Source organism: uncultured Pigmentiphaga sp., from assembly GCF_937950555.1.
Lineage (GTDB): Bacteria > Pseudomonadota > Gammaproteobacteria > Burkholderiales > Burkholderiaceae_B > Pigmentiphaga.
In genome coordinates this window covers 39,096-62,233 of the sequence record NZ_CALFCW010000022.1, presented here as the reverse complement: position 1 = coordinate 62,233, position 23,138 = coordinate 39,096, and the positions used below count along the sequence as shown (strand labels likewise).

General features: G+C 63.2%; 21 protein-coding genes. 2 read left to right on the top strand and 19 right to left on the bottom strand.

What is annotated here, in order from left to right; all coding sequences use genetic code 11:
- Window positions 1-93: 93 nt before the first annotated feature.
- Complete coding sequence (locus Q0319_RS05775) at window positions 94-1,593, top strand: UbiD family decarboxylase (RefSeq protein WP_299451411.1); 1,500 nt, start codon at window positions 94-96, stop codon at window positions 1,591-1,593.
- A 14-nt stretch (window positions 1,594-1,607) separates the two neighbouring features.
- The gene (locus Q0319_RS05770) at window positions 1,608-3,038 is read left to right on the top strand and encodes an aldehyde dehydrogenase family protein (protein WP_299451410.1); all 1,431 of its coding nucleotides are present in this window, start codon (window positions 1,608-1,610) and stop codon (window positions 3,036-3,038) included.
- 9 nt (window positions 3,039-3,047) lie between these two features.
- Here Q0319_RS05770 and Q0319_RS05765 read toward each other — a convergent pair whose 3' ends face one another.
- The 19 genes from Q0319_RS05765 to Q0319_RS05675 form a co-directional block, all read right to left on the bottom strand.
- Window positions 3,048-3,974, bottom strand: a complete 927-nt coding sequence (locus Q0319_RS05765; protein WP_299451409.1) for a LysR family transcriptional regulator — start codon at window positions 3,972-3,974, stop codon at window positions 3,048-3,050.
- Between the two features lie 22 nt (window positions 3,975-3,996).
- Complete coding sequence (locus Q0319_RS05760) at window positions 3,997-4,998, bottom strand: tripartite tricarboxylate transporter substrate binding protein (RefSeq protein ID WP_299451408.1); 1,002 nt, start codon at window positions 4,996-4,998, stop codon at window positions 3,997-3,999.
- 120 nt (window positions 4,999-5,118) lie between these two features.
- A complete protein-coding gene (locus Q0319_RS05755) occupies window positions 5,119-6,840 on the bottom strand; it encodes an IlvD/Edd family dehydratase (protein ID WP_299451407.1) in 1,722 nt (573 codons plus the stop codon).
- Between the two features lie 4 nt (window positions 6,841-6,844).
- Entirely contained in the window at window positions 6,845-7,831 is a 987-nt protein-coding gene (locus Q0319_RS05750) for a D-glycerate dehydrogenase (RefSeq protein ID WP_299451406.1), read from the bottom strand.
- Between the two features lie 42 nt (window positions 7,832-7,873).
- Window positions 7,874-8,611: a FadR/GntR family transcriptional regulator gene (locus tag Q0319_RS05745; protein WP_299451405.1), complete on the bottom strand. Its 738-nt coding sequence runs from the start codon at window positions 8,609-8,611 to the stop codon at window positions 7,874-7,876.
- A 447-nt stretch (window positions 8,612-9,058) separates the two neighbouring features.
- Window positions 9,059-10,627 carry an acetolactate synthase large subunit gene (locus tag Q0319_RS05740; protein ID WP_299451404.1) on the bottom strand — a complete coding sequence of 523 codons (1,569 nt, stop codon included), beginning with the start codon at window positions 10,625-10,627 and terminating at the stop codon, window positions 9,059-9,061.
- 3 nt (window positions 10,628-10,630) lie between these two features.
- Complete coding sequence (gene gabT / locus Q0319_RS05735) at window positions 10,631-11,905, bottom strand: 4-aminobutyrate--2-oxoglutarate transaminase (RefSeq protein WP_299451403.1); 1,275 nt, start codon at window positions 11,903-11,905, stop codon at window positions 10,631-10,633.
- Window positions 11,906-11,914: 9 nt separating this feature from the next.
- Window positions 11,915-12,475 carry a 3-phenylpropionate/cinnamic acid dioxygenase subunit beta gene (locus Q0319_RS05730; protein ID WP_299451402.1) on the bottom strand — a complete coding sequence of 187 codons (561 nt, stop codon included), beginning with the start codon at window positions 12,473-12,475 and terminating at the stop codon, window positions 11,915-11,917.
- A gap of 1 nt (window position 12,476) precedes the next feature.
- Window positions 12,477-13,826 (bottom strand): aromatic ring-hydroxylating dioxygenase subunit alpha, encoded by a 1,350-nt coding sequence (locus Q0319_RS05725; protein ID WP_299451401.1) that lies wholly within the window; start codon window positions 13,824-13,826, stop codon window positions 12,477-12,479.
- 199 nt (window positions 13,827-14,025) lie between these two features.
- Window positions 14,026-14,805: a glucose 1-dehydrogenase gene (locus Q0319_RS05720; RefSeq protein ID WP_299451400.1), complete on the bottom strand. Its 780-nt coding sequence runs from the start codon at window positions 14,803-14,805 to the stop codon at window positions 14,026-14,028.
- 62 nt (window positions 14,806-14,867) lie between these two features.
- A complete protein-coding gene (locus Q0319_RS05715; RefSeq protein WP_296463890.1) occupies window positions 14,868-15,566 on the bottom strand; it encodes an ABC transporter ATP-binding protein in 699 nt (232 codons plus the stop codon).
- A 15-nt stretch (window positions 15,567-15,581) separates the two neighbouring features.
- Complete coding sequence (locus tag Q0319_RS05710) at window positions 15,582-16,337, bottom strand: ABC transporter ATP-binding protein (protein WP_296463888.1); 756 nt, start codon at window positions 16,335-16,337, stop codon at window positions 15,582-15,584.
- Window positions 16,334-17,350 carry a branched-chain amino acid ABC transporter permease gene (locus tag Q0319_RS05705; RefSeq protein WP_299451399.1) on the bottom strand — a complete coding sequence of 339 codons (1,017 nt, stop codon included), beginning with the start codon at window positions 17,348-17,350 and terminating at the stop codon, window positions 16,334-16,336. The genes Q0319_RS05710 and Q0319_RS05705 overlap by 4 nt, the downstream gene beginning before the upstream one ends.
- Before the next feature lie 60 nt (window positions 17,351-17,410).
- Entirely contained in the window at window positions 17,411-18,331 is a 921-nt protein-coding gene (locus Q0319_RS05700) for a branched-chain amino acid ABC transporter permease (protein ID WP_296463884.1), read from the bottom strand.
- A gap of 290 nt (window positions 18,332-18,621) precedes the next feature.
- The gene (locus Q0319_RS05695; RefSeq protein WP_296463924.1) at window positions 18,622-19,785 is read right to left on the bottom strand and encodes an ABC transporter substrate-binding protein; all 1,164 of its coding nucleotides are present in this window, start codon (window positions 19,783-19,785) and stop codon (window positions 18,622-18,624) included.
- A gap of 37 nt (window positions 19,786-19,822) precedes the next feature.
- The gene (locus Q0319_RS05690; protein ID WP_296463882.1) at window positions 19,823-20,014 is read right to left on the bottom strand and encodes a 2-hydroxymuconate tautomerase; all 192 of its coding nucleotides are present in this window, start codon (window positions 20,012-20,014) and stop codon (window positions 19,823-19,825) included.
- Between the two features lie 10 nt (window positions 20,015-20,024).
- A complete protein-coding gene (locus tag Q0319_RS05685) occupies window positions 20,025-21,479 on the bottom strand; it encodes a 2-hydroxymuconic semialdehyde dehydrogenase (protein WP_296463880.1) in 1,455 nt (484 codons plus the stop codon).
- Window positions 21,480-21,541: 62 nt separating this feature from the next.
- Window positions 21,542-22,243, bottom strand: a complete 702-nt coding sequence (locus Q0319_RS05680) for a class II aldolase/adducin family protein (protein ID WP_299451398.1) — start codon at window positions 22,241-22,243, stop codon at window positions 21,542-21,544.
- Entirely contained in the window at window positions 22,240-23,103 is an 864-nt protein-coding gene (locus tag Q0319_RS05675; RefSeq protein ID WP_296463875.1) for a VOC family protein, read from the bottom strand. The genes Q0319_RS05680 and Q0319_RS05675 overlap by 4 nt, the downstream gene beginning before the upstream one ends.
- Window positions 23,104-23,138: the final 35 nt, after the last annotated feature.

Genomic DNA, 23,138 nt, shown 5'->3' with positions numbered 1-23,138 from the left:
GCAATGGAGCATGTGCTGAGCGGGCCTTCTTAGGTAGAGTTTCCGGGGCGCAGTCAAGCTGCGCCTGCCCGCAGACTCGACCAGAGGACCGCCATGTCTAACCATCCTGGCTCCGCCCCCTCCCCGCGCGACCTGCGCTCGTGGCTTCGCCTCGTCGATCAGCATGGCGGCCTTTTCCGCATCGATGCCGAGGTCGACCCCTTGGAGGAGATGTCCGCCATTACCTTCATGGCAAGCCGCAAGCCGGCATCTCCCGCCTTCTTGTTCAGACGGCTCCGTGGCGACGGGATGGGCGCGAGCATTCTCTCGAACATGCTGGCAGCGTCGAAAGAGCGCTATGCCTTGGCGGTAGGCCTCGACCCGGCGCTTTCGATACGAGAACTGGTCTCCGAAACCCGGAGAATTGGTGCCCGCCGCATTGCACCGCGCGTAGTGCCGGCCTCGGAAGCTCCTGTGCGCGAAATCACCCTATCGGGCGACGACATCGACCTCACCCGGCTCCCCGCGCCACGCTTCTGGCCCGGAGACGGCGGACGCTATCTCGGCACAGGCAACGTTACCTTCATCCGCAACCCCGACACGGGCGTAGTCAATGCCGGGGTGTATCGGCAAATGCTGCACGGACCGCGCCGGCTAGGCTTGAACATAGTGCCGGGCCGGCATGGCGCCCAGAACTGTGAAGCGTGGTGGAAGCGCGGGCAGCCCTGCCCCGTGGTGACTGCTTACGGCGTAGACCCCGCACTATTCATCGCCGCCACCCAGGTCTACGCTCGTGAAGAAAGCGAACTCGACGCGGCGGGCGGCCTGGCCGGAGAGCCCATGCTCATCACCGCGGCCGACCTGTCGGACTTGCCGGTGCCGGCACGCGCTGAACTGGTGATCGAAGGCTTCGTCCACAAAGGCGACGTCGAACTCGAAGGCCCGCTCGGCGAATTTCATGGCTATTACTCGGGGAAGTCGGACATGCGGGCTGTCATCCGGGTCGAGCGCGTGCACCTCCGTCCTAATCCCATCCTAACCGCGGCGCTGATGGCGACTTGGCCCTCGTGCGAAATCGGCGAATACCACGCCATCATGCGCTCGGCCCGCGTATGGGACAACCTTGAGGCCATGGGCGTGCCAGGCATCGCCGGCGTGTACGTGTACCCGGCGTCCGCTTCGGCGGCGGGACTCATGGTGATATCGATAAAACAACTCTACCCCGGCCACGTCGCTCAGGTGCTGGCGCTCGCCGCACAATGCCCCGCGGCAGCCTACGTGATCCGTTGGATCGTCGCGGTGGACGACGACGTGGACCCGACCGACATCGGCGAAGTCATGTGGGCGATGAGCGTGCATTCGAACCCCGCTGACGACATCGACATCCTGCGCAAGACCTGGTCTTACCGCACTGACCCCAGTCTGGCACCCGACATGCGCCCCTACGGCTCCAAGGCGCTGATCGATGCGTGCCGATCCCACCGATACCGTGCCACCCACCCCAAGCGGACGCGCCTGTCGCGCGCTGTTTACGAGCGCGTCGCCGCCCGCTGGCCCGAGTTTGGGTTGCCGGGGGAGGCGCCTGTCATCACGCACTTCCATGACGACCAATAGGACCGACCTACACCATGGCCCAACACCCCAATCTCATCGGCGGCGAATGGCGTACCGGCGAATCGTTCCCAAACATCAACCCCTCCAATCTAAATGACGTCATTGGGGAATACGCCAGAGCAACGATAGCCGACTGTCGCGATGCCATCACCGCAGCACGCGGCGCGGCCAAAGACTGGGGGCTCACGCCTCCGCAAGTCCGCGCCGACCTCCTGTACAAAGTCAGCGCTGCCATCGAGGCCGAATCGGCCCGCCTTGCGGATCTGCTCGCCCGCGAAGAAGGCAAGACGCTGCGCGAAGCCTCCGGCGAGGTCGTGCGCGCCATGAACATTTTTCGCTTCTACGCAGGTGAAGCATTGCGCGGCCCAGGCGAACGCTACGACAGCAGTCGCCCCGGCATCGAAATACAGGTCACGCGCGAACCGGTTGGCGTCGTGGGATTGATCACGCCCTGGAATTTCCCGATCGGCATCCCGGCCTGGAAGATCGCGCCCGCGCTGGCCTGGGGCAACACCGTTGTGTTCAAACCGGCAGACCTCGTTCCCGGCTGTGCCTGGGAACTGGCGCGCATCATTCATGAAGCGGGCATACCTCCCGGCGTTTTCAACCTCGTGATGGGTCGAGGAACCGACGTGGGCGCAGAAATCATACACAATCCCGGTGTAGACGCCGTCAGCTTCACTGGCTCGGTGGAAACCGGCGCCAAAGTTCTGCAGGGAGCGGCCCTACGGGGCGCCAAAGTGCAAATGGAGATGGGAGGCAAGAATCCGCTGGTGGTCCTAGCCGATGCGGACATCGACCGCGCCGTGCAGGTGGCTCTCGACGGTGCCTACTTTGGTACAGGACAGCGCTGCACCGCGTCGTCCCGCCTCATTATCGAAGACGCCATCCACGACAAATTCGTCACTTGCCTGATAGAGGCGCTGTCCGCCCAGATAGTGGACGACGCGCGAAAACCCGGTACGACCATCGGCCCCGTAGTAGACGAGCGACAATTCGAGCAAGACCTGCGTTATATAGAGATCGGGCGTGGTGAAGCCCACCTCGCCTGGGGCGGCCAGCCGCTGAAGCGTGCCACACGGGGCTTCTTCCTTCAGCCCGCACTGTTCACCGAAGCGCGTAATGATATGGTCATCGCGAAAGAAGAAATCTTTGGCCCGATCGCCGCCGTGATTCGTGTCAAGGATTATGACGAAGCGCTGGCCGTGGCCAACGACACGCGGTTCGGCCTATCTGCCGGCATATGCACGACGTCGCTGAAGTATGCACAGCACTTCCGCCGTCACGCGAACGCTGGCATGGTCATGGTCAACTGCCCGACCGCCGGTGTGGACTACCACACGGCTTTCGGTGGCCGCAAGGCGTCGAGTTACGGCTCGCGCGAGCAGGGCCCGTATGCCGTCGAGTTCTATACCACCGTCAAAACGGCCTACCAAGCCATGTGACGGCTCGACTCAGCGCGCTTCGCGGCGCGGCAAAGTGGGCAGGCCGGCGATCAGGTTGCGCAGCCAGCGATTGCCCGAATCGTTGTGCATGCCCACATGCCAAAACGCGCGCAAGTTGACCTGCGGCGTCTTGAAGGGCAGCGGGAGCTGCTTGCCCCCGCCGGCCTGCGCGATGACGCGGTGGGCTATCACCCTCGGTACGGTGACGAACATATCCGTTTCGGCCATGATAGCCGGCAGGAGCAAGTAACTCGGAATACGCAGCTGAATGCGGCGGTGCAGGCCCTGCCTGGCCAGCTCCTTGTCGATGTTGATATCTGTCTTGTTGGCAGTCACCAGCACGTGATTGGCCTGCAGGTACGTCTCGAGGGGCATGGTCGAACCGCGATGACTGGACTTGGGCCCCACGACGCAGACGTGCTCGTCCACAAACAAACCCAGCTGGTAAAAACCGTTCTGCAGCTCCGGGAGGTGACCGACGGCAAGGTCTGCCTCCCCCGACTCGAGCGCCTCTCGGTAGAGGTCTCGCGCGATGTTGCTGACTTCCAACTTGATGTTGGGAGCGATTTCATTAATGCGCGTGAGCAACGCGGGAATCACCAGCAGCTGAGCGAAATCCGACATCAGCAGCCTAAACGTGCGCTGCGAGGTAGCCGGGTCGAAGTCGTTCGCCCGATCGAGCCCCGAGCGCAGCAGCTCCAGCGCCTGCAATACGTTGGGCGCCAGCTGCTGGGCATAACGCGTCGGGTACATCTCTCCCCCTACGCGGGTGAAGAGCGCATCGTTGGTTTGCTTCCTGAGCCGGTTCAAGGCATGGCTCATGGAAGGCTGGGACATGCCTATGCGCTCCCCGGCTCGCGTGACGTTGCGCTCCAGGTAGAGTGCCTCGAACACCACCAACAAATTCAGATCCAGGTGATCGGTGATCGGGTTCATGACACTCCAGACTCCTGACCGCTCACTTGCCAAATTCGATCACGATATTGGCCTGCCTGGCGATCTCTCCCCACCGACGCAGCTCGGCTTCATTGAACGCTGCGAATTCGTCGGCGTTCATCGGCATCGGGTCCAGGCCGGCAGCCTTGGCCTTCGCTATGTACTTCTGTTCCTTCATGCCGGCAGAGACGGCGTCGCCTAGCTTCTTGACGATTGCCGAGGGTGTCCCCGCCGGGGCATAAACGCCGAGCCAGCTGGTTACCACGAAATCCGGAAAGCCGGCTTCCACCATTGTGGGCACGCCAGGTAGTTGATCCGAACGCGCAGCGCCCGTCACCGCCAAGGCCTTTAGCTTCCCGGCCTTGATCATGGGAATGGCGGATGTCATGTTCGCAAAACCAAAATCGAGGTCGCCGTTGGAAATACCGATCTGCGCCTCAGCGCCGCCCTTGTACGGAACGTGGTCGAACTTGATGCCAGTCTTCAGTGCGAAAAGCTCCGAGGTCAGATGCGCCGAGGTACCAATACCGTTGGTCCCTGCCGCGACCGTACCCTTCTTCTTCGCGTAAGCCACTAGGTCTTGGACAGTATTACCGGGAAAGTTCGGGCCCACCACCAGCACGTTGGCGAATCCCGCCACACCCGCGACCGGAGCAAATGACTTGATGATGTCGAGGGGCAGGCCTTTCATCGTGACCGCCGGTATGACGGCGCCTCCCAAGCCGGTGCTGCTCAGCGTATAACCATCCGGCTTGGCACGCGCCACGTACTGTTTGCCGATCATGCCCGATGCACCGGGCTTATTCTCGAGTACCGTAGGCTGGCCCAGCTTCTCAGAGATGATTTCCCCGGCGATACGGCCGGACGTATCAGTCACTCCTCCGGGGGGATAGGCACTGATCAACGTGATTAGGCGGTCGGGATAGCTATCGGCCTGCGCCTGGGCCAGGCTACAGCCGAAGACGGCGGCAAGGCAGAACACGGCGTGCTTCGAAACCTTCTTTAAATCCGGCAGACTATGCATGGCTTGACTCCCTTCCGGTTAGCGAATGGACTGCTTGACGTAAACGGTGCCGAGCGCTACTACGGTGTAGTGGCGACGGCACATCTCAACTAAATTGCATGCCGCTCATGCAGCCTTCCCTCAAGGCTGTGCACCCTTGTCACCGGCACGCAGGAAATCGAAGTCGCAGCCATACTCGGCTTGCGTAACGTGCTCCTGGTACAGCCAGGCATAGCCGCGCTTCGCTTGGCGCGCGGGCGGCTTCCATTTCGCGCGGCGGCGGTTCAATTCGCCCTCATCCACCAGCAGATCTATAGACTGGCGCAAGACGGACAAGGCGATGCGATCGCCGTTCTGCACCAGTGCAAGCGGCCCGCCCACTTCCGCTTCCGGAGAAACGTGGAGCACGACTGTGCCAAAGGCGGTACCGCTCATACGGGCATCGGAAACGCGCACCATGTCCCGCACGCCCTGTCGCGCCAACTTTGCCGGGATAGGGAGATAGCCCGACTCCGGCATGGCGGCAGCCTTGGGGCCAGCATGCTTTAGCACGAGGATGTCGTCGGCCTTGACGTCTAGCTCGGGTGAATCGATACGCGCGGCCATGTCTTCTAGGTTCTCGAAAACCACTGCGCGCCCGATATGCTCGAACAGGCGAGGGTCAGCAGCTGCGCGCTTGATCAGCGCGCCGTTGGGAGCGAGCGACCCTTTCAGCGCCAAGAGCCCTCCATGCGGCTGCAGCGGGGCTGCCCGCGGCCGCACCACGCTGTGGTCGACCCAGCGCGAAGCCTGCCGGTCCAGCCACTGGCCCACTGTTTCTCCCGTGACGGTCAGAACATCGCGGTGCAGCAAATCGCGCAGTTCGTACATGACGGCCTGCACGCCCCCGGCCGCGTGGAAGTCTTCCATGTAATGCGCGCCGGTCGGCTTGAGGTCGACCAACACCGGCGTCTCCGACGACAGCCGGTTGAGCCACTCTCCGTCCACCGATAGCCCAAGGCGACCAGCGATGGCCGTCAAATGCACGACCGCATTGGTGGAGCCACTAATGGCGAGTAGTACACGCAACGCATTGTCGATCGACTTTTGCGTGACGATACGGTCGGGCGTCAGCCCTTCGAGTGCAAGCACGACCGCTCTTGCGCCCGTGGCCTCGGCGGCGCGCAGTCGGTCAGCATGCACGGCAGGAATGGCGGCGCTTCCCGGCAGCATCATGCCCAGGGCCTCGGCTAAGCAAGCCATGGTGCTGGCCGTGCCCATCACCGCGCACGAACCCGCCGTGGTCGCCAAATTGCTTTCTATGGATTCGATCTCGGCCTGATCGATCTCTCCTCCCCGATAACGCCCCCAATGGCGCCGACAATCCGTACAGGCCCCCAAGCGCTCGCCCCGGTAGCGCCCTGTCATCATTGGGCCGCCCACCAGCTGGATGGCCGGCACGTTGGCGGAGAACGCCCCCATCAGCTGTGCCGGAACTGTCTTGTCACACCCCCCTACCAGCACCACTGCGTCCATGGGCTGGGCGCGAATCATCTCCTCCACATCCATGGACATGAGGTTGCGAAACATCATGCTGGTGGGATGCAGGAAGGGTTCGCCTAGAGAAATGGACGGAAACTCCAGCGGCAAACCTCCCGCGGCCAGCACACCGCGCTTGACGGCCTCAATCAGCTCCGGGAAATGGCGATGGCAGTTATTGAAGTCACTGCGGGAGCTGGCGATGCCGATGACCGGACGCTTGAGCAGGCGCTTCGAATACCCCATCGATTGCGCGAACGACATCCGTAGGTATTCAGAGAACGCCGTGTCTCCGTAATGCGTGAGACCCTTGCGTAGTCCCTCGTAGGCCGAGTTGTCCTCCATCGCGTCACACCTTGCGCGGCCAGAGGTTTTCGTTGACCAGGGCGCGCGGGCGCTCTCCATGCAGGCCAAGAATGAGATTTTCCACAGCCAGATCCATCATGGCGCGGCGCGTTTCTACCGTGCCGCTGCCCACGTGCGGTTGCAGCACGACGTTGTCGAGTTGGCACAAGGGGTGGTCGGCGCCGATAGGCTCGACTGTCATCACGTCTAGGCCCGCGCCGGCGATGCGGCGTTCCCGCAAGCAGGCGATCAGCGCATCTTCGTCCACTACCTTTCCGCGAGCGGTGTTGATGAGGAAAGCCGTGGGCTTCATCCAGCCGAGTTCGCGCGCCCCTACGCACCCAGCGGTTTCAGCACTCAGGGGCACATGCAGGCTCACCACGTCAGATTCGCGGAACAGCGCCTCGCGTTCGACCCAATTGGCCAGCCCGGTCCGCTCAGCTTCTTCATCCTTCCTGCGATTGTGATAGATCACTTTCATGTCGAAGGCTCTTGCTCGGGCGGCCACCATGCGGCCGATGCGGCCCATGCCGAGCAAGCCCAGCGTCTTGCCCGCTAGGTCAGTACTGAGCGGCAGGGCACCCTTCATCCACTTTCCCTCGCGTACAAAGTTGTGGGCGCGCACCATGTCCCGCATTGTGCAGAGCACCAACCCCATGGTGAGATCGGCGACGGCCTTGTCCAGAACCCGGGGCGTATTGCAAACCAGGACGTCGTGCCGCGTGGCGGCGTCGACGTCGATGTTGTCAAAGCCGACGGCGTAATTGGAGACCACCTCGACGCCGGGATATTTGGTAAGCAACGCGTCGTCCACCTTGAGCCGCAGCGTGCCAAGAAGTCCGTGGATGCCGTTGCGCATATCGACGGGAACCACGTCGTCGATGTTGCCGCCGACCGGCAGGTCGATCAGCTCGAATTCGCGCTCCAGTCGCTCGCGCAGGTCTTGAGGTACCGTCAGGCTGACGACGACTCGTTTTTTTGATGCGGCCATACTGCCTCGCTTGATCAAAGAAAGAGAAAGAGGGTCGATGTCTCAGTCCCGCCGCGACTCGAACCGGTCTTGCAGGCGGGCTTCGGTGTTGTCGATGTGGCGGCGCGCCGCTGCAAGCGCGCGCTCGGGATCCTCATCCCGAATGGCCTCGAATATGGCCCGGTGCTCGCGTTGCGCGTCGAGCGGACGGCCTGCGATCCTTGCCGATCGCCGGCGCGAGACTTTCAGGCCGTTACGGAGCAGCTCCGCGAGAAAACTGAAGAACAACTGGTAGTTCTGGTTCTCCGTCGCACGCGCGATGGCAGCATGAAACTGCAGGTCGGCCTCCACGCCTTTATCGATCTCTCCTAGCGCATTGGCGGTCTCCATGTCTTCCAATGCCTGGCTCATCGCCTGGATGTCTTCGTCTGTCCTGCGCAGTGCAGCGAGCCGTGCCGCTTCCACCTCGAAGCCGCGTCGCAGCTCGACGAGAGCCACGACCTCAGCACGATTCTCGGCGTCCGCTTCGTGTAGCCGTAACACCGCACTCGGCGTATTGGATACGACGATTAATCCCCGGCCGGGGCGGCTCGACACCAAACCGTCAGCCTTCAAGCGCGCCAGCGCTTCGCGCAGTACCGTTCTCGATACGCCAAGCCGTTCGGCGATGACGTGTTCGGACGGCAGTACTTCTCCCACGGCGTAATCGCCACTCGTAATTTCGTCGCGCAGCCGTTTCGCGACCCGATCCGAAAGTAGATCGGAACTTTCGTTCGTCTCAATTTTCTTGAGCAGATTCAAAACTCGAACTCCTGTTGTTTGGAGCACCGGCGCGCCTTGTTGTAGCCCCGGCATGCATGGTTGCTCCCTCCGACCACAAAAGCACATCGGAGCGCCGCTGTGCCACAAAGCGAACCGGTGACTCCGGCCCCGCAGGTCGATGAGCGACGACTCCCACAGGCCCGGGTGACTCGTGCAAGAGTTCACTGGCGCCTTCACGACCATGACAGCGCGCGTCTCGGCTCGGGCAATAGTAGTATTTATTTGTCATACAAACTTGCATATCCGGAGTACTACTACGGCTCAGTTTCCCGGCCTTCAAATCGGGCTTATGCCCACACTTTCACCAGCACCAGATTTGCTCGCCCGCCCGGAGTTGGAGACTGCAGACCCGGCGTACCCACACGCGGGCCAACTGTTCGAATCGCAGTGGGGCGGCCACACGCTGATCGCGTGGCTAACTTCGGCCTACAGGCAAAGTTCGATGACCTTGGGACCTGGTTCCCGCATGGCGCGGGCGAAGGCCCCGTCCAGTTCTTCGTTGGTGCCCACGCGCACGCTCTCCACTCCCAGCCCGCTCGCCACCGCGACCCAGTCAATGGTCGGATTGCCCAAATCAAGCAAGGCTGACACATCCGGCGTCGTCAGGACGTGTCCCGTGCGCCGCATTTCGTCCACCAGGATCTGGTAGCGTCGATTGGCAGCGATGCAGACAGTCACGTCGCTCCCGGTCCGGGCCAAGGTCCACAGTGCCTGCAGCGTGTACATGGCGCTTCCGTCCGATTGCAGCGCCACTACTTTGCGGTCCGGCGCGGCGATCGCTGCGCCCAACGCCGCGGGAAGGCCTTGGCCGATGGCGCCGCCGGTGAGGACAATAGCACTGTGGCGATTCGCCAAATGGGCGATACGGTTGAAGGGGAAAGCCAGCGTCTTGCCTTCGGCCGAAATGATGGCCTGCTCGGGCAAATGGCTGGCGATAACCAACGCAGCCGACTCTGCAGTGAGACGGTTGTCCAGCCCGCGCCAATCCGGCAAAGCCTCATGGACGGAAGGTCCGCTAGCCGGGGCAGGCCCCACTGCTTCCACCAGTGCCGCCAGCGCCTCCCCCGCGCCTTTGCCGCCCGCATGTAGCGTGACGAATTTCTCGCTGTCCCCAAGGAAGCTCGGCACGCCCTCCTCTCCAAAGAATGCGACGGGCCGCGCAGCCCCAGCCAGCACCACGAGCTCGAAGCCTTGTAGCCACTCGTGGGCGCGCTTGGCATCAGGATACAAGCGGCCGATCGGAGGCAGCCCCCTGCCATGCTCGCTGCGCGCCGGGAACGTTTCGCCCATGGCCGAGACGTTCTCCCACCGAAGCAGCTTAGCCACGTGGCGCAGCGATGCCTCGAATAAGGCGTCCCCTCCCAGCAGCAGCAATATCTTGCGGCTCGCCCGGATGGCCTGCGCAGCGACGTCCAGGCCGGCTTCGTTCTGCCGCAGGACATGTGTGCTGCGGGGCGGACAATAAGGCGCATACGCCACGGGCGCATTCTGGATGTCCATCGGCATGGCGAGGGTGTGGATCCCACCCTCTTCGCCTAATACGCCGTCGAGCGCCGCTGCCCCGGACCGTTGCAGCGCGTCGACCGAATCGGCTCGGTAGTACGCCCGCGACACCGGAGCCGCTAGCGAGGCAATATCGGAGGCCAGCGGAGGATCTGCGTCCGCGTGCCATGTCATGTGGTCGCCGATGACGTTGAAAACGCTCGAGCCTGCGCGCCGCGCATTGTGCAGATTGGCGATGGCATTGGCGAACCCAGGCCCCAGGTGCGTGAGCGTCATGGCCGGGCGCTGGGCGATGCGATAATACCCGTCGGCCGCGCCGCTGCATACTCCTTCGAACAAACACAAGATAGGCCGCAGCGTGGGGACGGACTCCATCGCCGCCACCAGGGGCAGCTCGGTCGTGCCAGGGTTGGCGAAGCAAGTATCAATGCCTGCGCCCGCCGCGCTTTCGAACAGCCACGACGCACCGTTGCGCCTTGCCAAATCCGTCATTCGTTAGTTTCCTTGGGTAGCCGCCTCGAGCGCAGCAGAGAGTATCGACAGCCCTTCCTGGAAAGTAGCGTCGTCAGTGTTGAGCGGATACAGGAAGCGGATTATGTTTCCGTGCACGCCGCAAGTGAGCAGGATGAGGCCACGCGCCCGGGCTTCGGCCTGGACTTTGCCGGCCATTGCGCCATCCGGTTCGCCGGCAGGCGAGACGAACTCCACGCCCACCATAGAACCCAGGCCCTTGATCCGGCCGATGCAGGAGAATTTTTTCTTGGCCTCGGCCAAGAAGGCGCGGATCGTGGCCGACAAGCGCTCCCCTTGCCCGATCACGCCTTCGCTTTCGTAGATATCGAGCACCGCGTGCGCGGCGGCAATTGCCATCGGCGCACCGGCGTAGGTGCTGCCCAGACCGCCTGGGATCACCGCATCCATGATCTCGCTGCGGCCCACGACCGCCGACAGCGGCGTGCCGCCGGCCAGGCTCTTCGCCAGGGTAGTGATATCGGCATGGACGCCGAAATGCTCCATCGCGAAGAGCTTGCCGGTGCGCCCCATGCCGCACTGGATTTCGTCGGCAATAAACACGATGCCTTCCCGCGTGCACAAGTCGCGCAGCGCCCGCATGAACGCGGGGGGCGCGGCATTGAAGCCACCTTCACCCTGGACGGGCTCGATGATGACGGCGGCGACTTCGGCGGGATCGATCTCGTACTTGAAGAGTCGATCTAAGGAAGCCAGCGCCGCGGCAACCGCCGCCTCGCTGTCGTCCTCCGGGAACAGGGCCTTATAGATATCGCCGGCGAATGGCCCCACCCCGACGCGATATGGCTTGACCTTGCCAGTGAGTGCCAAGGCCAAGTTGGTACGGCCGTGAAACGACCCTGTGAAGCTGACCAGGGCGCGCCGCCGCGTGTAGGCCCGCGCGATTTTGACGGCGTTCTCGACCGCCTCGACGCCGGTCGAGAAGAACGCCGTCTTCTTCGCATGGTCTCCCGGCGCCAGCCGGTTCAGTCGCTCGGCCAGGGTAACGTAAGACTCATAAGGGATCACCTGCGCACAGGTGTGCAGGAAGCGGTCGGCCTGCGCCTTGACCGCGCCCACCACCCGAGGGTGATTGTGGCCGACGTTCAGCACGCCAATACCACCGGCGAAATCGATATAGGTACGCCCCTCGTTGTCGGTAAGGTGGCTGCCCCTGGCCGATGCGGCGAAAATGTTCGTTCCGAAGGCCACCCCCCTCGGCACGGCCGCGGCGCGGCGGCTGGTCCAGTCGTTCGACATTGCATCCCCTCAGAAGAAAACCGTAAGCGCCTTGCCGAGCAGCACTGATTGGTCAAGGAAAATAGACCGCTTGATCACTTTCCAGCCACCCTCGGTCTCGATGAGTGTGTCGTCGCGCTTGCCCACGAACAGCACGGTCTCGGTTTCCAGCCGATTCTGATAAACGAGGAAGCGCGAGCGGACCTGTGCGCGGCGACGGCCGTCGCTGTCCTGTTCCACATCCAGGATGCGAACATTGGTGACCAAGTGTGACACGCGCGACACGGGCTCTTCAGCCCAGTGCATACCCGTTCGTAACTGCTCCACCCGCTGACGCAGCGTTTCGATGCCCTCGTCGAACCAAGCCGTATCCATACCCGGCCGTGTGTATTCGTTGGCTACGGATCGGCTTTGCACGTTGCGCGTGAGGGGCATCCAGTAATGGATGCGCTCATCGAGGGTTGCCAGCCATCCCTCGTAATCGCGGGAATCCAGCATGTCGCACTGCTGGTAGTAGAACTGCTCAATCGACTGCTGCAGCAGCAAGTCGGCCAGCTGGGTATCGACGTTTCGCTCGACAACGGTGGACATGTCACACCCCCTGTTCGGCCCTGGAAGCCGCCATCAATTCGTCCCACGACAGCCCGCGCACGAACTGGCTCCACCGCTTGTAATAGTTGCGGTTGTTTTCCTCAGTGAACTCTCCGGTCGTGACGGCCCCCCGCAGCCCAGGCACTGGCTGCGCATGGCCGAGACCCATTTGATAGTTAAACGGCATCTTGCGGGCAATGCTGCCCTTGCAGGCTTGAGTGGCATAAGTCCAATTTTCGGTGTCATCCGACTCCGTCATCCCGCCCGGCCCGGAATAACGCAGGTAATAATGGCGGTGCGCATCCTTGACCGCTTGCGGCGCATCCTTGTCGACAAGAAAGAATCGCCACATCTCAGTTTCGGTCGGGCTGATGGGATGGAAGACGCCGATAGTACGCGGCTGGCGGCCGTGAACCGACGTGTTCGGGAAGATGGCGCCTACACTGTGTAGCACTCTCACTTTCCCGGCAAGCAGCACTTCCCGCTTCTCATGGAGGCTGCGGTAATACGCCTCCGCTTCAGGATGATTGGCAAACAGGGGCCGATAAGGGCCTTCTGTGTCATACGGAGCGCGCCCGATGACGCCATGCCCCAGGTGTTTGAACGAGATTGACGTACGTTCGGGCGTCGGGTCGCGGCGCCCCTTCCCGCCCGGCCCGATGCCGATGGTGTCCACCGACCGGTGGCTGATGTCGTGGTAGAGGTCGCCGTTGAAGTTCTCGGCGATAATCTTCCAGTTCGTGCCGATGCGCCACTTCTGCACACCGGCAATGACCTCCGAGCCTCCCGGGCTGCCGTCGCGATGATCGAGGGCATAGTCCAGGTAAAGCCTCATGTCGCCCAGGTATTCCTCGAAATCCGGCGCATCCGGGTCCCAGGTTGCCCAGATAGTGCCCTTGTAATTGACCAACTTTCCTACGCGCCGCAAGCGCCACGCCGAGGTATCGAGTTCTCCGTAGTAATGCTTCTTCAGGCCGGGCACGCCGGTAAGCGCGCCGGGAATCGGCGAGAGCTTGCCGTCAGTCGTGAACGACCAGCCGTGATAAGGACAGGCGAAGATGCGCGTATTGCCCTGATCCTCACGACACAGCTTCATGCCCCGATGGGTGCAAGAATTGAGCAGCACCTGGATCTGATTCTGGCGATCCCGGGTGAGAATAACGGAATCGGTACCCATGCGGCTGACAAAGAAATCGTCTGGGTTGGGCACCAGGGACTCATGGCCAACGAACAGCCAGGCGCGGGAGAACAGGTATTCCTGCTCGAGGTCGAACAGCTCCTGGCTGACGAACAGCTCCCGGCTGACCATTCCAGCCTCGGCGTCGACCAGCTTGTCGAGTGAAAGTGACATCGATATTCCTCCGGCACGGCCTCTGCCGCACCCGGAGGAACGTTAAGGAATGGCTGCGAAGGAGTCTATCGAACGCCGGACATACCGACTATGCACCGCCGACATACTCGGGCATGCGCCCAGCGGATGGTAGAAAGCGGCGCTCGCCGTGAAATGCCAGGCGCCTCGGCGTCGCGGTCCCCGAGGCATGCCCCCCCGCCTACTCTTGAGCAAAACCCGGCACGTCGACCGTGTAGTTCAGCGCCAGGCGGCCACCGTCCACGAATACCGTCTGCCCGGTCACGTAGCTGGCGTCATCACTGGCGAGGAACACGGCGGCGCCCGCCACTTCTTCCGGCCGGCCCAGGCGCATCATGGGAATACGCGACAGCACCGTGCGCATGGCCTTGGGATCGGAGGTGATCGTGGCCATGATGTCGGTATCGATGCTGCCCGGACCCAGCGCATTCACGCGCACGCCATGCGGTGCCATCGCGAGGGCCATGGCCTTGGTCATCTGCCGGACCGCCCCCTTGCTCGCGCCGTAGGCGAGCTGGTTGGGCATGGCCAGCTCGGCCGTCATGGACGAGAGCGTGATGATGCTGCCGCCCCGCCCGGCGCGGACCATGGACTTCGCCGCTGCCTGCGCCACCAGGAAAGTGCCGCGCACGTTGACGTTCATGACGAAGTCCAGGTCTTCCAGGGTCATGTCCAGGAACTCGGCGGCCCGGATGACGCCCGCGTTGCACACGCACACGTCCACGCCACCGAACTCGCGCTCGCAGAGCGCCACCATCTCGGCCACTTGTTCCGGCACCGTGACGTCGCCCCGCATGGCGCGCGCCGGGCCGGCCATGGCCGCCAATGCTTCGGTCTCGACCTTTTCGGCGCGATCCACCAGCACGACGTTGGCGCCTTCCTGGCTATAGCGCTTGGCGATCGCCAGTCCGATACCCCCTGCAGCGCCGGTAACCAGCGCCGTCTTGTCCTTTAATCTCACGAGCAAGTCCTACAGAGAATCCGCGCCGCGTGACCGGCTGGATCGGCCGGGCGCGGGCGAGGTCAGACGCCCACGTACTGGGCGATGAGTTCGGGACGCGCCGACAGTTCGGACGAGGTGCCGCGCCAGACCGTCACACCCTTGTCCAAGATGAAGTTATGGTCCGACAAGCGCAGCAGCGCCTTGGTGTTCTTGTCCACGACGATCATGGTCAGCCCGTCTTGCTTGAGCTTGGCCAGCACGTTCCAGATCTCGGCGCGAACGATGGGGGCCAGCCCTTCGGTGGCCTCGTCGAGCACCAGCAGGCGCGGATTGGTCATCAGCGCGCGGCCGATGGCGAGCATCTGCTGCTCGCCTCCCGACAGCTGCGTGCCGAGGTTCGTGCGCCGCTCCTTCAGGCGCGGGAACAGCTCGTAGATTCTCTCGAGCGTCCAGGATGAAGAACCTTCACCGCGCTTGGCCGTGGCCACGAGGTTCTCTTCGACGGTCAGCGTGGGAAAGATCTGGCGCCCCTCGGGAACCAGCGACAGGCCCAGGCGCCCCACGCGGTAAGGCGCCATGCCGTTCAGGACACGTCCGTCGAATTTGATCTCCCCGGCAACCGGCTTGAGCAGGCCGAACAAGCAGTTGATGACGGTGGTGCGTCCCATGCCGTTGCGGCCGATCAAGCCGACCACTTCGCCACGCTTGACCTCCAGGTCGATGTCGAACAGCGCCTGGCAGGACCCGTACTTGGCCGCCAGCCCTTGTATGGAAAGCATGCGTGAACTCCTGCCTCAAGCATCGGCGTCGTCGCCGAGATAGGCGCGACGCACTTCGGGATGGTTGCGGATTTCCTCGATCGAGCCGGTGGCGACGATCTTGCCGTAGACCAGCACGCTGATGCGGTCCGCCAGCGAAAACACGGCGTTCATGTCGTGCTCGATCAGAAGAATGGTGTAGCGGCCCTTGAGCGACCTCAGCAGCTCGATCGCGGCAGCACCTTCGGCCGCGCTCATGCCGGCCATGGGCTCGTCGAGCAACAGGATCTTCGGGTCTGCCGCCAGCGCCATCGCAACTTCCAGCTGGCGGCGCTGCCCGTAGGCCAGGTTTGAGACGACCGTATCGGCCACTTCGCCCAAATGGCACTGCTCGATGATGGCGCGGGCCTTTTCCATGACGTCCGCGTAGGCGGACATAGGCTTCCACACCGCCCAACGCACGCCGCGCTTGCGCATCGCGGCGAGGCAGACGTTCTCGATCACGGTGAACGCATCAAAGATCGAGGTGATCTGGTAGGAGCGCAGCAGCCCCATGCCCACGCGATGCTGGACGGGCGTGCCGCTGACCTCTTCGCCGCCGATCTTGATGCTGCCCTCGTCCGAGCGCAGCTCGCCCGTCAGCAGATTGATCAGCGTCGTCTTGCCCGCCCCATTGGGACCGATGATGGCATGCAGTTCTCCCGGCCGGATCTCCAGGGATACGCCGTCAGTCGCGCGCAACCCGCCGAAGCGCTTGACCAGGTTCTGGGTGCTCAGTCCGATCAGGCTCATTGCGCTTCTCCTGCGGGGACTGCCGCGGCCTTGGCGGGTACCTCGCCCGCGACCGGCGCCCTGGTCTGCGCCGATTGGGCCTCGCGCTGGCGCGTCAGCCAACCGAAGCCGTTACGGGTCAGCAAGGCAATGACGACGATGACGGGCCCCATGATGAGCATCCAGTGTTGGGTGAGCCCCTTGAAGAATTCCTCCATGACCAGGAAGGCGACGGCGCCGATGATCGGCCCCACGATGGTTCCGAGGCCGCCGATGACCAGCATCACGATCAGGTCGCCCGACACGGGCCAGGACATGTAGCTGGGAGAGGCAAAGGCCGTGAGATTGGCCAGCAACACGCCCGCCACGCCGGTAAGCACGCCGGATATGACGTAGGCGGCCAACTGCACGCGGAAGACCGAATAACCGAAGGCGTTGACCCGGCGCGGATTGATGTGGGTCGCGCGCAGGACCATGCCGAAGGGGGATTTCTTCAACCGCGCCATGAACACCGTGGCCGCCAGCAGGACCACCCACGTCGCCCAATACACCTCGCTGCTGCCCGACAGTTCGAACAGCCCGAAGTTGCTCGGCTCATTGATGTTCAGGCCGTCGTCGCCGCCGAAGGTCGTCATGCTCACCATCAGGAAATAGAACATCTGGGCAAACGCCAGCGTGATCATGATGAAGCCGATGCCCGAAGTGCGCAGGCATACGCTGCCCACGACCAAGGCGACCAACGCGCAGACCGCCACGGCCACGCCCAGCTGCAGCCATCCGTCGCTAAAGCCGTAGTAGGTCAGGATCCCGACTGCATAGCAGCCCAGCCCGATGAACATGGCATGCCCGAAGCTGACCAGGCCGGCAAAGCCGAGCACGAGGTTCAGCGCGCAGGCGGCCAGGGCATACACCAGTACGCGAGCGAAAAAGGTGATGTAGAACGGTTCGCCGATGGCCTGCGCGACGAACGGCACGCAGGCGAGGAGAAGAAACAGGACCGGTATCAACCAAGCCCCGAGTTTGACGCGGTTCATGTCGTGTACCTTGCAGAAATATGCATGATGGCCCGGCCCCAACCGGGGCCAGGCGGCTCCTCAGCGCTTGGCAGGCGCCAGAATGCCATTGGGTTTGAAAGCCAGCACCAGCGCCATCAGCACGTAGATCAGCATGGACGCCAGGGCCGGCCCGACGGCGTTGGCCGTGGCGGGCTTCATGAAGGAACCCAACAGCTGCGGGATGTACGCACGGCCGAGCGTATCGATGACCGCAATGACCATGGCCGCCACCAACGCGCCCCGAATCGAACCGATGCCGCCGACCACGATGACGACCAAGGCCAAGATCAGCACGGGTTCGCCCATGCCGGACTGCACGGACAAAATGGGGCCGGCGAGCGCACCGGCCAGCCCGGCCAGGCCTGCGCCGAGCATGAAGAGCAGCTTCTTGAGCAAGTCGATGTTGACGCCCAGCACGCTCACCATCGGCGAATTGCTCGCGCCTGCCCGGATCAGCATGCCGAACCGCGTCTTCTGGATGAGATACCACGCGCCCAGCGCCACGAGCACGCCCACCGCGATGATCAGGATGCGGTAAATCGGATACTGGGTGCCGAACAGCGTCACGGCGCCGTCGAGCGCAGAAGGAATGGCAGCGTAATACGGACGATTGCCGAATATGACGATGGCCAGCTCGTTGAAGAACATCATCAGGCCAAAGGTGGCGAGCACCTGGTACAGGTGGTCGTGCCGGTATAGGGGTTTGGCGACCACGTGTTCGAGCAACAGCCCGACCAGGCCGGATGAAATGATGGCGGCGGCGATGGCGAAAATGAACGAACCACTCGCGTTGTACGTGGCCGCGCCGATGAATGCGCCGACCATGTACAAAGAGCCGTGCGCAAGGTTGATGAAATTCATGATGCCGAAGATCAGGGTCAACCCTGACGACAGCAGGAACAACAGCACGCCGAGCTGCAAGCCATTGAGCAACTGCGACAAAAACAGCGAACTATTCATTGACAGACTTCCGTGTCATAACAACCGGGACTTCCCCCGCACGCCCGGCTCCCGTGTGCCCGGCACCAGCGCTTGCGCCGCCCTCGGCGGCCGCGCCCAGAGCATACCGGTCCACGCTCCCGCGGACCATCGGTGCCACCCCTGGGTGACGCCATGTGATTCGCCGGCCGGACCGCAGTCATCCAACCGGCGCGGCCCCTGCACGACCCAACGGCAACGCCCTGGCCGCGGGCGGATGCGGCCAAAGCCGATCCTTCCGCGGCCGGACGGCACGCCTGGGGCGACGGGGGTTACTTCAACGGGCACTCAGCCGCGTACGCGTCCTTGTGATCGGTCAGGACTTGCGCGAGCAGCTTGTATCCGACGCCGTCGCCGTTCTGCACGATCTCATAGGCGTAGTAGTTCTGGATGGCAACGTTGTTGTTATTGAAGGCGAACTTGCCGCGCACCGACGGGAACTTGGAGCCGAGCTCCTTGACCGTGGCCGCGAAAGCCTTCTTGTCCGACACCTTGCCGCCCAGTTTGGCGATGGCCGCATCCAGCAAATAAGCCGCATCATAAGCTGCTGCCGCGTACTCGGTGGGAGGCCGGTTGTACTTGGCTTCGTAGCCCGACACGAATTTCTTATTTTGGGGATTGTCCAGCACCGGTGCCCACGGCGTGCCGAAGATGGACCCGACCGCTTGCTGCTTGAGGGCCGCGAGCGAGTTCGAATCGATCAAGCTTTCGGAGAGGAACGGAAGCTTGCCCATCAGCCCTGCCTGGTTGAGCTGGCGAACAAAGTTCACGCCCACGCCGCCGGGATAAAAGACGAACAGCGCATCGGGCTTGGCGTTCTGCACGGCGGCGATTTCGGCCGCGTAGTCGAGCTGTCCCAGCGGCGTATAGACTTCGTGCTTGATCTCGCCGCCATAGAACCGCTTGAAGCCCGCGAGCTTGTCCTTGCCCGCCTGGTAGTTGGACGTCATCAAATAGACGTTCTTGTAGCCCTGCTCTTTGGCATATTTGCCCATGGCTTCGGACATGCCGTCGTTCTGCCATCCCATCACGAACAGGTTGGCCATGCAGCCCTTGCCCGCGATAGGCGCCGGCCCGGCGTTGGTGCTCAATGCCAGTACGCCGGAATCCTTGATGCGACGGACCTCGGCCATCAGCACGTTCGAGAAGCCCAGGCCTACGATGGCGTCGACTTTGTCTTTCTCGATGAACTTCTGGATGATCTGCGCACCGACATCGGGCTTGAGCTGGTCGTCTTCGCGCAGCACGGTGACAGGCTGGCCACCCAGCTTGCCGCCCAGCTGTTCGACCGCCAGCATGAAGCCGTCGTACTGGTCCTGCCCCAGGGCCGCCATGGGCCCGGAGAGCACGCCGGAGAAACCGATCTTGACATCCGCCTGGGCAGATCCCGCAGCCATCAGGGCCGCCGCGACAAACGCGGCGGTTCTCTTTTTCATCATTTCTAACTGTCTCCTTCTTGGGGGGAAAGCGGAATCAGCGTCCCAGCGCCTTCGCTGTCTTGCCGCCTATTCCGAAATTCGTCTTCGGCACCTCCACCAGCACCACCCGCACGGACTCGCGGGGAGCGCCGATGGCGCGATGCGTCGCTTCGGTGAGCTCTTCGATGAGGGCGGCACGCTGTTCGTCCGTCCGCCCTTCCATCAGTTGCACTTGAATGATGGGCATGGTCAGCTCCTCATAGCTTCACGCAAACGTTGCGCAGCTCGGTGTAAAACTCCAGCGAATGCACCCCGCCCTCGCGGCCGATGCCGGATTGCTTGGCGCCACCAAAAGAAGTGCGCAGGTCGCGCAGGAACCAAGAATTGACCCAGCAGATGCCCACGTTCAGCGCCTTGCCCATGCGGTGCGCGGTTCCCACGTTCTGGGTCCACACGGTCGCGGCGAGGCCATACGGCGTGTCGTTGGCCAGGGCAATGACCTCTTCCTCGGTATCGAAGGGGGCGATGTGGCAGCAGGGCCCGAAGATTTCTTCGCGGATCACCGAAGCGGTCTCGGGCAGTCCGGTCCAGATCGTCGGCTGGACCCACGCGCCTTCGGCCATCTTGCCGGGCATGTCGGGCACGCCGCCACCGGTCACGATGGTGGCGCCTTCTTCACGTGCCTTGGCGTAGTAGCTCAGCACTTTCTCGCGGTGCACATGCGAGACCAGCGGACCGAAGTTGGTGGAGTGGTCGTGCGGGTCGCCCAGCTTGAACGACTCGGCCTTGGCCTTGAGCGCCTCGACGAACTTCTCGAAGATGGGACGCTGCACGTACACGCGCTCGGTGCCCAGGCACACCTGGCCGCTGTTCTCGAACGCGGAACGGGCGATGCCGGCGACGGCCTTGTCAAAGTCTGCGTCGGCGAACACGATGCCGGGGTTCTTGCCACCCAGCTCGAACGAAACCGGACGCACGCCCTTGGCCGCGGCGCGCATGATGGCCTCGCCGGTGCGGGTTTCACCGGTGAAGGTAATGCCATCGACGTCCGGATGCTGGGTCAGGAACTCGCCGGCCGAATCGGGCCCGAAACCGTGCACCACGTTGTAGACGCCGGGAGGCACGCCAACCTCGTTCATTACCTCGCCCAGCAGCGTGGCGGTGGCGGGTGTTTCTTCGGACGGCTTGACCACGACCGTGTTGCCGCATGCCAGGGCCGGGCCGACCTTCCAGGTCATCAACAGCAGGGGCAGGTTCCACGGGCAGATGACGCCGATCACGCCGCGCGGCACGCGCACCGCGTAGTTCAGCGCAAAGCCGTTGTCGGGCGTTTCCATGTCGAAGGTCTCGCCCGGCACGTTGCGGATCAGGTCGGCGAAGACCTTGAAATTGGCAGCGCCGCGCGGGATGTCGACGTGGCTGGCCAGCACGTGCGGCTTGCCCGTGTCGGCGATCTCGGCGTCCAGGAAGTCGTTGAAGCGGCGGTTGATGCCGTCGGCAATCGCATGCAGCATCTCCACGCGCTGCTGCACTTTCATCTTGGCCCACGGCCCGGACAGCGCGGCGCGCGCGGCCTTGACCGCAGCGTCGACTTCGGCGCGGCCCGCCTCATGCACCGGGCCGATGAGGCTGTTGTCGACCGGGTTGCGGTTCTCGAAAGTCTTGCCCGTGGCAACCCACTGGCCGTTGATGAAGTTCTTGAATTCTTTCATGAATGCACTCCTGAAAATGGTTCCGCGCGCTCGCGCGCGGGCTGCGCCGGGTTGCCGAGCGCTCAGATGACGTCCGCGAACTCAGGATCGCCGTCGCACAGGTATTCCCACATGCGCTCGAAGATGCGTCCCGCACCGGTAGCACGACGGGCGGCCTCTTCCGGCGATAGGATCGGACCGTCGGCCAGGCCTGCGGCGCGCAGCTGCAACTCGATGCGCGCGGCATCTTCCAAATACCAGGTCAGGACGACAGCCTGTTCGATGCTTGGCGCAGCCACGACGGCACCGTTGCCGCGCATGACGACGGCCCGCGCGTTACCCAGCGCAGCCGCCACGCCGGCCGCCTGCTCGTCGCTGCGCACCAATTGCGGGTCGTCCCAGAGCGGCACTGCCGGCGAGAAATACGACCCCATGCCATGCCTCGGGGCAGGCGTGATGCGTGCGCTCGACAGCGTCATCACGTCTCGCGGCATGCTCCGGACCACGGCGCCGACGTCTTCCCGCAGGCGGTAAATATGCTGATGGATGCGGACTTCGCCGAGAACGCCTTCGGGCAGCTCTCCGTGGACGGGAACCACCGTCCCTGCCTCGTGCGGCGCAATCATGCCCATGGGCTTGGCAGCGCAGACGAGGAAATGATCTTTGTCCAGGCGCAGGCTGCAGTGGCCGTACGCGTGGGCCAGGTTGGCACGCGCCAGGGCGCGGGCCGCCGCCCGCACCAAGCTTTGCTGGCGCGGGGTCGGCACGATGGAGGGCGCGCTCAAGACTTGAACTCCGGAATGTCGGGTTTGGAGCCCCACATGCAGAACCCCGTGGGATCGGCCGGGAAATTGCGCGGACGATAGTTCTTCTCGTCTTCCTCAGTGATGAGGCGCACGCCCGTCGAATACTCGTAGATCATGCCATCCGGGCCTTCGAAGTACAGGAAGATGGCGCTCGACGTCGGATGACGGCCCGGTCCGAAGCGGATGGGAATGCCCTTTTCCTGCAGCACGTAGAAGGCACGCATGATGTCGTCGATGCTTTCTACTTGGTGATTGATGTGCTGCACGCCCGGATAGGCGGAAGGGAAGAGCGCGATCTTGTGGTGTACCTCGTCGATGCGCAGCAGCGGCGCTTCGCCGATGCGGTCGCTGACCTTGGCGCTCAGCAGGCGCGTCCAGAAAACTTCGTCGCGGCGCGCGTCCAGCGTGCGCAGCCCGATATGGCTGAACCCCGTGATGCCCGCATCCCGCGAAGGGAAGTAGCGGCGGCCGCTATGCAGGGGCGCATATACGAGGTCGACGCTGTTCCCCGAGGGGTCCTTGAAGTTGATGAACTCGCGGACATAGCGCTGCTCGGCTTCGGCGGCCTTGCCGCGCGTGGCCTGGTAACCCGCCCGCTCCAGTTGCTCCAAGGCCTGCTCGAGCTCTTCAGGAGTGTCGACTTCAAAGCCCGTGGTGTGATCGCGGGGATCGCCTTCGAAATAGCAGAGCGTGTGATCCCGGCTGTCCGACTTGAAGTAAACGGCCTTGCCTTCGCGCCGCGCCACTTGCAGGCCCAGGATCTCCGTGGCGTAGCGAACGGCGCCGTCCAGGTCGGGCGTGCCGAGCCGCACGTAGCGGATGTCGTGTAGATGAATCACCAATGTCTCCCAGCTTGGGCCTAGAGGCCCGCCAT